12 protein-coding genes are annotated in these 14,842 nt (G+C 66.4%); 4 read left to right on the forward strand and 8 right to left on the reverse strand.

Annotated elements, in window-relative coordinates; translation table 11 throughout:
* Window positions 1–7: 7 nt before the first annotated feature.
* Window positions 8–2,428, reverse strand: coding sequence for a 3-hydroxyacyl-CoA dehydrogenase/enoyl-CoA hydratase family protein (locus tag F8S13_09170; protein ID KAB8144046.1), 2,421 nt, complete (start codon window positions 2,426–2,428; stop codon window positions 8–10).
* A gap of 684 nt (window positions 2,429–3,112) precedes the next feature.
* Here F8S13_09170 and F8S13_09175 point away from each other — a divergent pair.
* The 3 genes from F8S13_09175 (at window position 3,113) to F8S13_09185 (ending at window position 5,677) form a co-directional block, all read left to right on the forward strand.
* The gene (locus F8S13_09175) at window positions 3,113–4,378 is read left to right on the forward strand and encodes a HAMP domain-containing protein (protein KAB8144047.1); all 1,266 of its coding nucleotides are present in this window, start codon (window positions 3,113–3,115) and stop codon (window positions 4,376–4,378) included.
* A 12-nt stretch (window positions 4,379–4,390) separates the two neighbouring features.
* Window positions 4,391–4,711, forward strand: coding sequence for a hypothetical protein (locus F8S13_09180; protein KAB8144048.1), 321 nt, complete (start codon window positions 4,391–4,393; stop codon window positions 4,709–4,711).
* Between the two features lie 81 nt (window positions 4,712–4,792).
* The gene (locus tag F8S13_09185; protein ID KAB8144049.1) at window positions 4,793–5,677 is read left to right on the forward strand and encodes an alpha/beta hydrolase; all 885 of its coding nucleotides are present in this window, start codon (window positions 4,793–4,795) and stop codon (window positions 5,675–5,677) included.
* Here F8S13_09185 and F8S13_09190 read toward each other — a convergent pair.
* Window positions 5,674–6,228 carry a hypothetical protein gene (locus tag F8S13_09190; protein KAB8144050.1) on the reverse strand — a complete coding sequence of 185 codons (555 nt, stop codon included), beginning with the start codon at window positions 6,226–6,228 and terminating at the stop codon, window positions 5,674–5,676. The two genes, F8S13_09185 and F8S13_09190, sit on opposite strands and share 4 nt — an antisense overlap.
* A gap of 38 nt (window positions 6,229–6,266) precedes the next feature.
* Between F8S13_09190 and F8S13_09195 the strand changes: the two genes are divergently transcribed.
* Window positions 6,267–6,929, forward strand: a complete 663-nt coding sequence (locus tag F8S13_09195) for a hypothetical protein (GenBank protein KAB8144051.1) — start codon at window positions 6,267–6,269, stop codon at window positions 6,927–6,929.
* Here F8S13_09195 and F8S13_09200 read toward each other — a convergent pair.
* The 6 genes from F8S13_09200 to F8S13_09225 form a co-directional block, all read right to left on the reverse strand.
* Window positions 6,926–7,774 (reverse strand): GNAT family N-acetyltransferase, encoded by an 849-nt coding sequence (locus F8S13_09200; GenBank protein ID KAB8144052.1) that lies wholly within the window; start codon window positions 7,772–7,774, stop codon window positions 6,926–6,928. The genes F8S13_09195 and F8S13_09200 overlap by 4 nt on opposite strands.
* A 2-nt stretch (window positions 7,775–7,776) precedes the next feature.
* The gene (locus F8S13_09205) at window positions 7,777–8,820 is read right to left on the reverse strand and encodes an NAD-dependent epimerase/dehydratase family protein (protein ID KAB8144053.1); all 1,044 of its coding nucleotides are present in this window, start codon (window positions 8,818–8,820) and stop codon (window positions 7,777–7,779) included.
* Window positions 8,821–9,120: 300 nt separating this feature from the next.
* On the reverse strand, window positions 9,121–9,924 hold the full coding sequence (locus F8S13_09210) for a class I SAM-dependent methyltransferase (protein KAB8144054.1): 804 nt from the start codon (window positions 9,922–9,924) through the stop codon (window positions 9,121–9,123).
* A 66-nt stretch (window positions 9,925–9,990) separates the two neighbouring features.
* The gene (locus tag F8S13_09215) at window positions 9,991–11,286 is read right to left on the reverse strand and encodes an NAD(P)/FAD-dependent oxidoreductase (GenBank protein KAB8144055.1); all 1,296 of its coding nucleotides are present in this window, start codon (window positions 11,284–11,286) and stop codon (window positions 9,991–9,993) included.
* Window positions 11,287–11,334: 48 nt separating this feature from the next.
* Entirely contained in the window at window positions 11,335–12,351 is a 1,017-nt protein-coding gene (locus F8S13_09220) for a flippase-like domain-containing protein (protein KAB8144056.1), read from the reverse strand.
* Between the two features lie 639 nt (window positions 12,352–12,990).
* The gene (locus F8S13_09225) at window positions 12,991–14,709 is read right to left on the reverse strand and encodes an AarF/ABC1/UbiB kinase family protein (GenBank protein KAB8144057.1); all 1,719 of its coding nucleotides are present in this window, start codon (window positions 14,707–14,709) and stop codon (window positions 12,991–12,993) included.
* Window positions 14,710–14,842: the final 133 nt, after the last annotated feature.

A 14,842-nucleotide genomic window follows, 5' to 3' on the forward strand; every position in this document is an offset into this window, starting at 1 on the left:
TGCTCCTCTAGTTGCGCAGCGGCTTGCCGTTCTGAAGCATGGCCATGATCCGCTCCAGCGTCCTCGGCTCGCATGCCAGCCGCATGAACGACTCGACCTCCATGTCGAGAATGTACTGCTCCGTCACCCACTGCGGGCTGGTGAAATCGCCCCCGGCCAGCACCCAGGTCAGCGCGGTGGCCAGCTTCTGGTCGTACTCGCTGATATAGCCCGCCACCACCATCTGGTGGATGTTGCTGGCGGCGGCGGCCACGGCCCTGCGGCCCACGGCGTAGATCGGCGCGGGGGCGGGCGGCGCGTAGCCCTCGGCGGCCATGCGCAGCACCTCGCGCTTGGCCTCACCGATCAGGTGCTCGCGGTTCATCACCACGCGGTCGCCCTGCACCAGGAAGCCCATGGCGCGGGCCTGCTCGGCGCTCTCCGAGACCTTGGCCAGGGCGATAGTCTCGAACACCTGCTGGAACAGCGGCAGCGGGTCGACCTGCTCGCTGGCCTGCATCACCGGGGTGAGCACGCGGCGCAGCAGCTCCTTGCACCCTCCGGCGGCGGGGATGAGGCCCACGCCCAGCTCGACCTGGCCGATGTAGCTCTCGGCGGCGGCCACGCGGCGCGCGGCGGCCATGGCCACCTCGGCGCCGCCGCCCAGCACGCGGCCATAGGGCGCGGCCACCACCGGCTTGGGCGCGAAGCGCAGCGCCTGCATCAGCCGCTGGTTGGATGTGACCAGCTCGCGCAGCGCGTCCACCTGGCCCGCCATCGCGCTCATGCCAACCATGGAGATGTTCGCGCCCACGCAGAAGTTCTCGGCCTGGTTGCCCACCACCATGCCCACGTAGGCTGGGTCGCCCAGCAGCTCCAGGGCGCGGAAGCCCATCTCCACGATCAGCGGGTCGAGCGAGTTCATCTTCGAGTGGAACTCGAAGCACAGCACGCCATCGCCCAGATCCAGCACGCTGGCGCTCTCGTTGGCGGCCAGCTCGTGGCCCTGCGCTCGCAGCGTGGCCAGCTCGATCACGCGCGCGTCGTGCGGCAGCGGCTCGTAGGCGCGGTGGGCCGGGCTGTAGACAGCGGTGGCGCGCCCGCCCTCGCGGCGGTAGAGCGACTCGCCGCCCTGCTCCAGCAGCGCCTCCACCCACGGCGCAAGCGCGATGCCCAGCTGGCGCATCTGGTCGGCGGTGGCGCGCAGGCCCAGCGTGTCCCACAGCTCGAACGGCCCCTGGCGCACGCCGAAGCCCCAGCGCATGGCGCTGTCCACATCCGCCAGGCTCTCGCTGATCTCGGGGATGCGGCGGGCGGCGTAGGCCAGCGTGCGCAGCGTGGTGTCGCGGATGAACTCGCCCGCGCGGTCGCCCGCCGCGTTGGCCATCAGGAAGCGCATGCGCTCGCCTAGGTCGTCGATCTTGCGGGCCTTGCCCACCAGATCGAAGCGCACCTTGGTGGGCGGCTGGTACTCCAGCGTCTGCAGGTTCAGCGGCCAGAACTCCTTGCCGCGCTCGCTGCGGTGCTGCTTGTAGAAGCCGCCGCCCGCCTTGTTGCCCAGCAGCTTGCGCTCAAGCATGGCGTGCACCAGATCGGGCGTGGCGAACACCTCGCGCTCCTCGTCCTCGGGGGCGGCCTGGTGCAGGTTCTCGTTTACGTGGGCCGACACATCCAGCCCCACGAGGTCAACCAGCCGAAAGGTGGCGGTCTTGGGGTTGCCGATCAGCGGGCCGGTGAGGTTGTCGACCTCCTCTACGCTGTAGCCGCGCTCCAGGGCATAGCGCAGCCGCACCTGGCCCAGGTACGAGCCGATCCGGTTGGCGATAAAGTTGGGGCGGTCGTTGGCCAGCACCACGCCCTTGCCCAACACATCCTCGGCGAAGGCGCGGAACTGCGCGACCACCTCGGGCAAGGTGTCGGGGGTGGGGATGAGCTCCAGCAGGTAGAGGTAGCGGGGCGGGTTGAAGAAGTGGCTGCCCAGGAAGTGCTGGCGGAACTCGGGCGAGCGGCCCTCGGCCAGCGCGGCGATCGGGATGCCGCTGGTGTTGGATGAGATGATGCTGCCAGGCCTGCGCACCTGCTCGATCTGCTGCATCAGGGCGCGCTTCGGCTCGATCTGCTCGACAATCGCCTCGACGATCCAGTCGGCATCGGCGATCAGGCCGATGTCATCTGCCGTGTTGCCCAGGGTGATGCGCTGGGCCAGATCGGCGGTGAACAGCGCGGCGGGGCGGGCCTTGCGCATACGCTCGAAGCCGGCCTGCACCAGCCGGTTGCGCACCGCCCGCGCGTCGAGCGCCAGGCCCCTGGCCTGCTCGTCGGGGGTGAGCGTAGCCGGGGGCGCATCCAGCAGCACCACATGCAGCCCAGCGTTGGCGGCGTGCGCCGCGATCGCCGCGCCCATGGTGCCTGCGCCAATCACTGCGACCTTACGAATGGCATGAGTCATCATCGATCTCCTGTCACGCGGGTACGTGGCGTTATGATACCATTTTCACAGCCGGGACGCATGGATTATGCAGCAAAGCTCTTTGCAAAATCTTTGGGCAGCTGCGCGACCAGATTCCTCACAGCAGCGATGATTCAGCCCTGTGTGCTACACGAACTGCTAGTATGGGGCATAGGTCTCACGGTATTTAAAAAAAGAGCAGTTCTCTCTGGCCCCAACCTATGCTATACTAGCGCTTGCATTCTGCATACGCTCACGAATCCAGCCAACCGAACTCAATAGTTGTTAGGAAAAGCCCACGCCGGAAGAGCGATCAACGACGATCAGACACGAGGTAGCCGCCTACGGCATCGCCACGCGGGCTGCGGGGCACGATTCCGCAGAAAAGGTGTACGGGTGGCGTGTCTGCTACTGCAAGCCGCCAAAGTCCCTCTGCTTATCCTTGGCCAAACCTAACAAAAGGAGCAGAATCGGTATGGCATCACCCCCCCTCGCAACCAGTGGTACTCGGCCGCAATGCCCTATACCGCCCAAAATCACCCCCACGAATCTCCTAACAAGAATAGAGCGTTTGACACGCTTTTGTTTCCATTCTGTCATATTGTAGGCATACCTTATCGCGTATTGTTTAGTGGTTGCGTGTATAGGCCCCGCTTCATGCAAGCGCAGATATAGTAGGTAGCTATGTCAATACGCACGAAACTCTTTCTGGCATTCACCGTCCAGATTGTCCTCCTCATCTTGATCGCCGCAGTCATTGGCCTTCAGCTGACCAGCGCCCAGACCGAGGTCGCCAAGCTCAACCAGGATGCGGTGCCGTCACTCATCCAGATCAACGAGATCAGCCTCTACATCGAGCAGTACCGTGTCGCCGAGACCTTCCACCTAGCGCTCACCGACGACGCGGCCATGGATGTCGTCGAGCGCGACATGGCCCAGCTGGAGAGCAAGATCGATGAGGCGCTGAAAGCCTACCAGCCCTACGCCGAGGGCGACCAGCAGGAGAAAGACGCGCTGGATGACCTGAATGTGTGGTGGCCCCGACTCGTGCACGAGACCAAAGAGAATTTTTTGCCGGCAAGCCGCGAGAACAATCTTGAGCAGTCGATCCAGGTCTACAACGACTCGCAGACCTACTACTGGAGCCTCGAGAATATGATCGACCGGCTGACCAAGAGCAACCGCGAGCAGGCCAGCGCCGCCGCCGCTTCCACCCAGGAGTCGACCAACATCGTGCAGCGCACCATGCTGGCGGCCATCCTGGCAGGCATCCTGATCGCAGCCGTGGCAGGGATCGTGCTGACACGCTCGATCACCAACAACCTGCGCGAGGTGATGAGCGCGGCCTCCGCCGTCGCCCACGGCGACCTGGATCAGCAGCTGGCCATCCGCGGCCACGACGAGATCAGCCAGCTGGCGTCGAGCTTCAACACCATGGTCACGGCGCTGCAGATCGCCGCCGAGGACCGCAAGGCCTACCAGCAGACCCTTGAGCAGCGCGTGACCGAGCGCACCGCCGAGCTAAAGGAGGCCATGGGCGAGCTGCGCGCATCCAGCGAGGCCCGCGAGGCCCTGCTGGAGACCGTGCGGGCGCTCTCGTGCCCGCTCATCCCGGTGCAGGAAGAGGTGCTGGTGCTGCCGCTGATCGGCCTGATCGACGCCGAGCGAACCCAGATGCTGATCGACTCGCTGCTGCACACGGTGGAGGAAAAGCGCACCCGCGCCGTGATCGTGGATGTGACGGGCGTGCCGGTGATCGACTCGTACGTGGCCTCGGCGCTGCTGCGGGTCACGGCTATGCTCAAGCTGCTGGGCACGCGCTGCATCCTAGTGGGGCTGCGGCCCGAGCTAGCGCAGACCATCGTGGCGCTTGGGGTCGATCTGTCATCGCTTACCACGCAGGCAAACTTGCAATTGGGGTTACACTATGTGTCACGGATCTTGCGCTAGAGGTAGGCGAGCATGGACAAACCAGGGTTCTACAAGGGCAGGCACTACAGCACATACACCGAGCATATCGCAACGCTGGCGCAGCAGGGCCAGTACAACGAGCTAGAGAACCTGCTGCTGCACCTGATCGGCTCGGTCGAGGCCGAAAACCACCACATCCAGCACGGCGTCGTCTCGTGGCCATACGACCTGCTGGGGCTGCTCTACCAAAACGCCCAGTCGTACACCAAAGAGATCGCCATCTACGAGCGCTATGCCCGCCAGCCCTACACGCTCGACCGCATGTTCTTCGAGACGCGGCTGGCGCGGGCGCGCGGCAGCCTGTGCGCGTAGCGGCGGCAGGTGGCCGCTGGGCACACCCGCGCCCTGATCTATAATAGCGCAGCACCGCCACGTCGAAACAGCTGAGGCACTATGCTGCACGAATATAGCATCCGGGCATCCGGGACATGTGGGCAGGAGACAATCGCGATCAGCCAGCGCAGCGAGGGCCAGCACCCTTTTGTGGCCTGGCACGGCATCACCGCCGTCAACCGCTTCTGGTTCTGGGATGTGCTGTGGCCGAGGGGCGCGGTCTACCTGACCGGGCTGCCGGGCCACGGGCCAATAGGCCCGCTGCCGCCGGGCCAGGCCGAAAGCTGGACGCCCGAGCACTTTATCGACTGCGGGGTGGACACGCTGCGGCAGCTGGCCGAGGGGCGACCCGCCACCATCATCGGGCACTCCACCGGCGGCATGATCGCGCTGGGCATCGCCCAGAAGGCCCCCGAGCTGGTCGCGCGGCTCATCCTCATTTCCCCAGTGGTGTGGCACGACCTGCGCGGGATCGTGTGGCTGTGGCAGCGCTGCGCCTTCTCGCCCGCGCTGCTGCGCCAGGTGGTGCGCGCCTCGCTTGGGGCTGGGCGGGCCAGCTACCTGGCCTTTATGGGCGCGCTGAACGCCTTCATCGCCGACCGGCGCGGCTTCTACGGCAACTGGAAGATCAGCCGCACCGTGGCCCACGGCTATGAGCACATGCGCAGCACCCCGCTTGAGGGGATAGCGGGCACCACCCGCGTGCTCTGCCAGGCCGACATGCGCCCAATCGTTGGGCAGAACCCCACTAGCATCCCCACCCTGATCATCCACGGCGACCGCGACCCAATCATCCCGCTGGCGCAGTCGCGGTGGCTGGCCCAGCGCCTACCCAACGCCGAGCTACACGTGGCCCACAGGGCTGGCCACCTGCCCTACGCCGAGCAGGAGGACAGCATCAACGCCGCCGTGGCGCGCTGGTTGGATGCGCACCCGCTGGCCTAGGCCTCGCCCTGCTGCTTGCGCAGCCGCTTGACGCAGCGCTCGCACAGCATGGCGCGGTTGCTGGCCGCCCAGCGGTCGCCGCCGCGCTTGGGCAGCAGCACATGGCACACGCGCGGGTGGCGGCTGCGGCTGCCGCACTGCTCGCAGCGCCCGCGCGAGCGCGCCCAGATGCGGTAGTCCAGCAGCATGGTCCAGGGCGTGTCCATGGCCAGATGCAGCGTGAGGCCCAGAGCCACCGGCGCGAGCGCCTGCGGGGCCACGCGCGCGCCCGCCCACACCAGCGGCAGCGTGAGCGGCGCGCGGTGCGCCGCCGAGCGCAGCGAGCCGTAGCGCGGGCGGGTGTCGCCGGGGCGGGGCCTGCCGCCACGCCGCCGGTCGTAGCGCAGCGCGCCCAGCAGGCTCAGATCGCCGCTGCGCGAGGCGTACAGCGCGTAGTGGTCGAGGTCGATGGCCACGCCCGCGATCGCGACCAGCCCGGCCTTCACAGGGCTGCGACGATAGACCAGTGCGCCCAGCAGGGCCGAGGCCAGCAGGTGGGTGTGAAAACGCATGCGAGAACTTTCTGGCGTTATGCCCTATAATACGCCCCATGGTACGAAAAGATTTTATTCTCCGCATGATCGAGTCGCTGGCCGCCACCATCCACCAGCTGGTGGGGCTGCGCACCGAGCGCGATTTCGACGCGGCGCTGGCGCTGCTGGATGAGACCTACAAGCGGCTGGTGGGGCTGGATGGCGATCTGCTGCGCGGGGCGAGCCAAGAGGCGCTGCCCGACCTGCTCTCGTTCGCAGGCGAGCTGGATGCGGCGCGGGCGGTGGCCGCCGCCGAGCTGCTGAAGGAGGAGGGCGACATCCGCGCCGAGATGGGGCGCGACGATCTGGCGTTCAACTGCTACGACCGCGCGGTGCTGCTCTACCTGGCCCTGCTCGACCGCCACGGGCCGATGCTGCTGGAGGGGCGGCTCGACCGCGCCGACGCCGCCGCCGCCGCGCTGGGCACATACGAGATGCCCGCCGAGGCCGGGCAGCGGCTGTTCAGCTACTACCGCCACACCCACCGCTACGCCGACGCCGAGACCTGGCTGCTGCGCACCCTGGCCGCATCCGGCGACGACCGCGCGCTGCTGGCCGAGGGCGCGGCCTTCTTCGAGGGGCTGCTGCGCCGCACCGACCGCGAGCTGAGCGCGGGCGGCACCACACGCGAGGATGCCGAGGACACCCTGGCCGAGCTGCGAGGGCGGCTGGTGGGCTAGAACAGAAACCGCGCCAGGTGAAAGGACTCGATCGCCTGGAAGCCCAGCGCCCGGTAGGTGTGGCGGGCGGGCAGGTTCTCCTCTAGCACCATCAGGAACACGCGCGGCGCAAGCGCAAACGCGGCCTGGGTCAGCGCCGCCGTAGCGGCCTTGGCGTAGCCGCGCCGTCGGAAGTCGGGGTGCGTGGCCACATGCCCGATCTCGATCACGTCGGGCGTGGCAAAGTGGGTGGCGGCCATGGCCACCAGCCGCTCGCCCTCGAAGCAGCCGAAGGCCGGGCCAAGGCCCAGCGTGCTCTCGTGCCAGACGGTGAGGCCCGCCGCCTCGGCCAGCGCGCTCATGGCGGGCAGATCGGCCTGCCCCAGGCGGCGCGCGGGCGGGCCATCGGGCATACGCAGCGTGTCTGGCTCCACTCCCATCTGGTACTCCACCTCGCTATCCACCAGCGTGGCGAAGCTGCGCACCTGGCGGAAGCGATCCTCGGGCAGCAGCGCCATCACTGGGCGGTCGCGCAGCTGGGGGTTGCGGGCCACCAGATTCTCAAGCAGCTGCTGCGCCACCGATGGGTAGGCGGCGGCAAAGATAAAGTTGGGGGTCGGCAGGTCGCGGTAGGTCGAGGCCACGCCCACAATCTCCTCGTGGTGCTGCGCCACCAGCACATCGCACGACTGGCGCAGCTGGGAGATGTTAGAGAGCAGCAGGGCGTTGCGGTAGGGTGAGCGCCGCAGGTAGGCGAATGTCGGCGTCAGCAGCTCGGGGGTCAGCGCGCAGATCTCCATAGGCCCTCCGCCAGACTCGGCACGGGCAGCGCTGGCCCCACAACACCGGGGCCAGCGCCGCAGCATTTCTAGAACACCAGCTTGGCCAGCTTCAGGATGCCCTGATCCCAGGGCACACGGTGCGAGACGCCCTTGGCGTTCTCGAACTTCTGCAGGTTGGCGATGTACCACTCGTAGTTGCGCACCATGGCCTGCTTGTTCGAGTACTGCGGCTTGTAGCCCAGCACGCGCTCGGCCTTCTCGATCGACACAAACGAGTCGGTCGAGGCGGTCTCGTAGACCCACTTGTACAGCGGCGAGAGGTGCAGCAGCTCAAGGAAGCGCAGCGTCCAGATCAGCGGGGCGGCGGGGAAGGGCAGGATCTTCTTGCCGAAGCCAGCGCGGTCGAGCACGGCCTGGTAGTCCTCCTGCATGGTGGTGTACTCCTTCGCGCCGATGTTGAAGGTGTCGTTCACCACCTCGCGGTCGAGCGAGGCGCACAGGTAGATTGCCTGGCACAGATCCTCGACATCCAGCAGCTGGTAGCGATTCTTGCCGCTGCCGATCATCGGGAAGTTCTTGCCATCCTTGGCCCAGTCGTAGAACAGCGCGAACACCCCCAGGCGCTCCGGCCCGACGAACGACTTGGGGCGCACGATCGGCACGCACAGGCCCTTGGAGCGGTACTGCTTGCAGACCTCCTCGGCCTGCACCTTGGCGATGCCGTAGGGGCCGACGCCGTCCAGCCGGTCGTCCTCTAGCAGCGGGTGGTGGTCGGGGATGCCGTACACCGCCGTCGAGGAGACCTGGATCATGCGGTCGACCTTGTTGTCGAGCGCCGACTGAAGCACGTTGCGCGTGCCGTCGATATCGGTCGAGAAGATGTCCTCGGCCTTGTAGAGCGGCAGCGCCGCAGCGGTGTGGATGACGATGTCCGCGCCCTTGGTGGCCTGGTCAACCGCCGCGCGGTCGCGGATATCGCCCTTCACAAACGTCACCTTGTCAAGCTCGGGGTAGTCGAAATCGGCGATGTCGAGGATCACGACTTTGTGGCCGCGCTCAAGCAGGTAGCGGGCCATATTGATGCCCAGAAAGCCCGAGCCGCCGGTAATCATAAAGGTTTTTGATTCCATGTTTTCCACTCTATATGCTGTGCGCCGATCGCTGGCGCAGCCGAGAAACACGCGGGTATGCCGCGAAACCACCGGACATTATAGCCTATCTTGGCGGGGGCATTTCAAAATGAGCAACCAACGCTAGAGGCTATGCGTTCTTTCGTCACCGAAGATTCTTTACCACGAAGACGCGAAGGTCATATCACTTTTCTCTTCACATCTTCATGCCTTCGTGGGTATTGGCCCCTTTTGTCGCCTTGGAGTCTTGGAGTCTTGGTGGTGAAAATGTTCTGCCGAGACGAGAAGGCATCGCCCCTGCTACCAGCGCCCCGCCACGGCCACCACATCGCCGCTCAGCGGGTAACGTTTGTCGGGGTCGCTAAACATCTCGCCGATCCACTCCTCCAGCTGGCGCGTGGCCTCGGCATGGATCGCCTCGGGGGTCTCCCAGTCGGAGCTGAACATGCGCGCCTCGATGATGTCGGCCATGCGCCGCACCGAGAGCGGCTGGCGCTCGTAGGTGGCCAGCGTCACCGGCTCGGCACGCGCCCCCAGCTGCCGCAGGTCGGCCACGATCACGTCGTCGGTGATCCAGCGCGGGCCTTTCTGCTCGGTGTACATGCCCATCTCGTGCAGCAGGGCGACCCAGTGGGTGCGCACCTGGCGGGGCGGGGTCTCGTCGCCGCCGTTCTCTGGCCCATCGTAGGCCGAGAGGAACACGCCGCCCGGGCGCAGCACCCGCCGCACCTCGCGCAGCACCTCGCGGCGGTCGTCGACCAGATGCAGCACGTGGAAGGCGTACACCACATCGAACGAGGCGTCGGCAAAGGGCAGGCGCATCGCGTCGCCCAGCGCCAGCACCGGGGTGGGCGCGTCGGCAGCCTTCTCGCCCAGGCGCGCCAGCATCCCGCGCGAGATGTCCACGCCCACAAAGCGGTCGCCGGCCTGGATGAAGGGCAGCGCGATCCTGCCCGTGCCGACCCCGATCTCAAGGATCGTGCTGCTCGCCGTGGCCCCGGTGTAGGCCAGAATCCCCGCGCGGATGCGCTCGGCGGTGCCGGGGGCGTAGCCGCGGGTCTCGTCGTAGAAGGCCACCGCTCGGTCAAAAGACACGCCAGGCATAGGTCACCTCCACCTCATCAGAAGAGATTCCTCCAGCGGGCGGGCAGGGCGGCTGGGGCTTGCGGGCTAGCTCGAAGCGCGCCCCAGCAGCTCGGCGGCCACGCGCTGGCCGATCTCCACCGCAAAGTTGGTGCCGCGATCCCAGGGGTAGACCTGGCTCATGCTGGCCCAGTAGAGGCCGGGCAGCGGCGTGGCCAGCGGCGGCACGTTCTTCGAGTGGTTGACAGTGACGATCGGCTGGGCGTACGGCTCGCGGTGCACCCACACCTTGCGCACCCAGCCGCGCTCGAAGGCCGGGTTCACCCGCTTCAGCGCGGGCGTGAAGCGATCCAGCAGCTCGTCCTCGCTCAGGCGGAAGTACTCGTGGCCTGGCTCGAGGTAGTCGCCGCAGTAGACCAGGTGGTCGCCGCCGTAGTGCTCCGGCTCGATAAAGTTGGTGTGCTCCACCAGCGAGAGAAACGGGGCCTCGCTCTTCAGCATATTGATCCAGTAGATCCCGCCGGTGAGCGGCTTGGTGAGCGCCAGGGTCATCACCACCGCGCCCATGGAGCGCAGGTTGGTGAGCTGTCCCAGGTAGTCGGGCGGCAGCTGGGGGGCCAGCTTGGACAGCAGCGTGGGCGAGCCGGTGACGATCACGCGGTCGACATCCTGCTCGGCCAGGCCGCGCGCGCGCACCCGCCAGCCGCCGCCAGGCAGCGGCTCCAGCGCCTCTACCGGCGTGCCCAGCGTCACCTGCACGCCCTGCCGCTGCACGTGGGCCAGCAGGCCATCCACGAAGCCCTGGAAGCCGCCCTTGTAGTAGCCCAGCTTGAAGCTGCGCGTCTTCATGCGCGCCCACAGCCAGGCCATGTTCACCTGATCGACATAGGGGCCAAACTTGCCCTCCAGCATCGGTCGCCAGATCGTCTCGTAGACGGCCTTGCCCGCCCACTTGCGGGTCCACTCGGCGGCGGTCACCTGCTCCAGCCCGCGCCAGTTGTTCGTCACGAACTTCAGGTACGCGCCGGTCATGCCGAAGCGGATGCGGTCGAGGAAGGGCATGCCGGGGAAGCTCAGGATGGGCAGCACGCCATCCAGCGCGTAGGCCCGCCCGTTCCACCACTGGCCCGAGACCGGGCCGCGGAAGAACAGCGCGTCCTCCAGCCCGATCTCCTTGGTCAGGTCGATGATCGCCTTGTCGGTGGTGAAGATGTGGTGGTAGAAGCGCTCCAGCGGCCACTCCCAGCGCTCGTCGCGGAAGCCCGAGGCTAGGCCGCCAGCCACCCCGGCGGCCTCCACCACCGACACGCTATGGCCAGCCTTGGCCAGCTCGTTTGCTGCGGCTAGGCCAGCGATGCCCGCGCCGACAATCAGAATCTTCATAGAAGCCCCATCATCTATCAGCTGGCTGCGCAGCAAGAAGCGCAGCAGTTAGGAAGAATGCTCAGAAGCCTGCATGGCACGGCGCTCCTCGACGGCGCGGTCCATATCCTTCCAGCCCACCTGCTCGACAAACATGTAGAACGCGCCCAGCAGCGTGATCGGCAGCCAGAGCGCCACGTGCAGCACCAGCGTGTAGCCCGTGGCCAGCGCCTTGGGCACGCCATAGGTGCCTAGGATGGCGATGCCAGGCGCATCGAAGGTGCCCACATAGCCGGGGGTGGATGGCAGCGTGGTGGCCAGATTCACCACCGCCGTCATCAGCATCAGCACGTAGAACGGCGCGTGGAAGCCCGGGAAGGCAAAGGCCACCAGCCAGTACTTGGTGGTCTCGGTCAGCCAGATCAGCGTGGAGGTGAGGAAGATGAAGAATAGGTCGCGCGGGCTGCGCAGCGACTGGAGGCCCTCGATAAACTTGTCGAACACGCCGTGGAAGGCCTCGCGCAGGCGCGCGGGCACCACGCGATCGACAAACCAGCCGTACACCCGCTTCATGCGCTGGGGGCGGGCGGCCAGCGCCAAAAACACCAGCAGCGCCCCAATGAAGACCACGCTGAACACCGTGACAAGCTGGGTGTAGATCGGGTCCAGCTCGATGAACGGCAGGGTGACAAACACGAACAGCAGCATCACCAGGCCGTCGAACAGCCGCTCCAGCACCACCGTGGCCAGGCTGGCGCTCACCGGCACACCCTCTTTGCGGCGCAGCACATAGGATCGCAGCACCTCGCCGGCGCGGGCGGGGTAGATGTTGTTGCCCATGTAGCCGATCACCACCACCGGGAACAGGCGGCGGATGGGCACCGGCGCGATGTGGCGCAGCATATAGTGCCAGCGCCAGGTGCGCACCCACACCGCCACAAAGTAGATCGCCACGCCTGGGATGATCCACCAGTAGTTGGCGTGGCTCAGAGTCTCCCAGAAATGCTGCAGATCAAGGCCGCGCAGCGCCAGCCACATAAAGACGGCGCTGATCACAACGCCGAGCCAAAACTTCCAGCTTCGCAAAGATACGCCTCCAATGCGCTGTCAGCTCACGCCCGACTGATGCAGCGGCCAATCGTAAGAAGGGACAAGGGCACAGACTGGGCGCATGATACGCGTAGGCTGCGAGGCTTGTCAAAAACGCATGTGCACCGTAGGGCCTACGCGTTCTCGAAATGGCGCAGCCACGGAGGTTGTTTCCCACCAAGGCTCCAAGACTCCAAGTTTCTGAAGAGACCGATTCACCACGAAGTCGCGAAGTCGCGAAGCGGGCAAAAGAGCCGATTCACCACCAAGACTCCAAGGCTCCAAGATTGGAAAGAGCAGGTGAACGCACGACGAAGGAAAACCTTACGCACCTGGCCCATGCGGCGAAGGTGCTGCGACGGCCAGCTGGCCATATGCACAAACACCAGCCACCAGCAAGCGGCATAGCAACGCCCAAAATTGGGGGTTCCAAGGGGGCGATGCCCCCTGGTGGGGTTCCTAGGGGCTAGCCCCTAGGTGCCGCCCGCGCAGGGCATCCACCCAGTAACCAACCACCGCCGCCATAAACGAAGGCGCACCCTGCCCGAATCAGCGACAACACATACTTTCACCAGCAACGCCTCGGAAACCCATAGAAAACCATGTAAAGGCTGGCCCTGGTGCGCCGCCCGCGCGCTAGCGGCCAGGGCGGCGCGGGCGCACGGCCCACAGCGCCACCAGCGCCGCCGCGCCCCAGGCCCACCACGCATCGGCGGCGAAGCCATGCACCCGCAGCACAGCGCCGCCCACGAACAGCCCTGCAGACACCACCCCCGCCGAAAGGCTAGCCACCGCCCGCTCTAGGCCGAACATGCCGCGCTCTAGGCGGCCAAAATCTACCCGCATCTGCAGTTCGCCCCGGTTGGCCGCCTTGTAGTAGGCGTCCATCTCCTTGGGCAGGGCCAGCGCTGCTTGGCCCAGCGCGCCCAGCTCCTGGCGCACCCGCTCGGCCAGGTTCAGCTCGCGCTGCTGGCGGGCGATCAGCTCCTGCGCGAAGGGGCGGGTCAGCGCGAACAGGTTCACGTCGGGGTACAGCCCGGTGGTGATCCCGCTCACCAGGGCCACGGCGCGGCCCAGGTAGATCAGATCCTGCGGCAGCTGGAAGGGCAGGTCGCGCACCAGGTGCTCGACATCGGCGAACACATTTTCCACATCCATATTGGTCAGCTCGCGGATGCTGCGGTCGTAGGTGTGGCGCAGCACGATCTGGATGGCCCGCACGATCTGGCCGCGATCCGCGCCGGGGCGGATGATCCCGCCCATGTCCAGCGCCTCCACCATCTTGGCCGCATCGTTGGTGGCCACGCCGATAATGCCCTCGCGCAGCGCCCGCATGAGCGCCGGGGTGATGCGGCCCACCATGCCCAGGTCGATAAAGATCAGGGTGTAGGGCGTGGCCACGCCAGGCGCGGGCGGGGCCTCGGGGCGCACAAACAGGTTGCCGGGGTGCGGGTCGGCGTGGAACAGGCCATCCAGAAAGAACTGCTTCTGGTAGGCCTTGTTGAAGCGCTCGGCCAGCTCGGCGCGGTCGATGCCCGCCGCCTCCAGCGCCGCGTAATCGTGGATCTTAACCCCGCTGATCCGCTCCATCACCAGCAGCTGCTTGGTAGAGTGCTCGCGGTATGGCTCGGGCACGTACACCCCGGCCACCTCGGCGAAGTTGGCGCGGAACTGGATGGCGTTCTCGGCCTCCAGCTCGTAGTCCAGCTCCTGGCGCAGCACCCTGGCGAACTCCTGGAACAGCGCGGGCAGGTCGGCGCGGCGCTTGATCAGCGGGTAGTTCTTGATGATCTGCACGGCGGCGCTCACCGCGCTCAGGTCCACATCGATGATCTCGGCGATCTGGGGGCGCTGGAGCTTCACCGCCGCCGCGCGGCCATCGTGCAGCTGGGCGAAGTAGACCTGGCCGATCGAGGCCGCCGCCACCGCCTGGGTGTCGAAGCTGGCGAACACATCCTCGGGCGGGCGGCCCAGCTCGCGGGCCAGGCGGTGGCGCATCACATTCCAGGGCGCGGGCGGCACCTCATCCTGCAGCCCGGCCAATTCGTCGGTGATGCTGGCGGGCAGGATGTCGGCGCGGCTGCTGAGGAACTGGCCCAGCTTGATCAGCACGCCGCCCTGGGCCACGGCCAGCGCGCGGAAGTCGCGGGCCGCCTTGGCCCAGCGCCGCAGCGCGCTGCGTTGGGCATACCAGCGAGTCAGCGGCGTGCGGTTGCCGAGGATATCGAAGAAGAAAACGTGGATGATGATCCCCAGAAAAAACAGGAAGGTGCGCAGAAAGCGCCTGCGCCGCCTGAGCGGGCGATCGAGCGCGGCGGGGCGCGCAGAAACAATCGTTGTGGCCATGGACCCCATGAATTTCTGGGCACTGCCAGTGCCCCTTGGCGAATCTCCGACTGCCTTACCATTCATTGCTGCTATAGATCAGCACCAAATCGCCAAAAAAGTGCTAGAATTGGCATCCATATCCGAGGATTTTCGAAGGAGC

Source organism: Chloroflexia bacterium SDU3-3 (assembly GCA_009268125.1).
In the GTDB taxonomy this organism is placed as follows: domain Bacteria; phylum Chloroflexota; class Chloroflexia; order Chloroflexales; family Roseiflexaceae; genus SDU3-3.

Excerpts from the sequence above, each read along its gene's own strand:
- F8S13_09185 (KAB8144049.1), top strand. The coding sequence starts at position 4,793 with ATGCTGCACGAATATAGCATCCGGGCATCCGGGACATGTGGGCAGGAG.
- F8S13_09175 (KAB8144047.1), top strand. The coding sequence starts at position 3,113 with ATGTCAATACGCACGAAACTCTTTCTGGCATTCACCGTCCAGATTGTC.
- F8S13_09180 (KAB8144048.1), top strand. The coding sequence starts at position 4,391 with ATGGACAAACCAGGGTTCTACAAGGGCAGGCACTACAGCACATACACC.
- F8S13_09225 (KAB8144057.1), bottom strand. The coding sequence starts at position 14,709 with ATGGGGTCCATGGCCACAACGATTGTTTCTGCGCGCCCCGCCGCGCTC.
- F8S13_09190 (KAB8144050.1), bottom strand. The coding sequence starts at position 6,228 with ATGCGTTTTCACACCCACCTGCTGGCCTCGGCCCTGCTGGGCGCACTG.
- F8S13_09170 (KAB8144046.1), bottom strand. The coding sequence starts at position 2,428 with ATGACTCATGCCATTCGTAAGGTCGCAGTGATTGGCGCAGGCACCATG.
- F8S13_09195 (KAB8144051.1), top strand. The coding sequence starts at position 6,267 with ATGGTACGAAAAGATTTTATTCTCCGCATGATCGAGTCGCTGGCCGCC.
- F8S13_09205 (KAB8144053.1), bottom strand. The coding sequence starts at position 8,820 with ATGGAATCAAAAACCTTTATGATTACCGGCGGCTCGGGCTTTCTGGGC.
- F8S13_09210 (KAB8144054.1), bottom strand. The coding sequence starts at position 9,924 with ATGCCTGGCGTGTCTTTTGACCGAGCGGTGGCCTTCTACGACGAGACC.
- F8S13_09200 (KAB8144052.1), bottom strand. The coding sequence starts at position 7,774 with ATGCTGCGGCGCTGGCCCCGGTGTTGTGGGGCCAGCGCTGCCCGTGCC.
- F8S13_09215 (KAB8144055.1), bottom strand. The coding sequence starts at position 11,286 with ATGAAGATTCTGATTGTCGGCGCGGGCATCGCTGGCCTAGCCGCAGCA.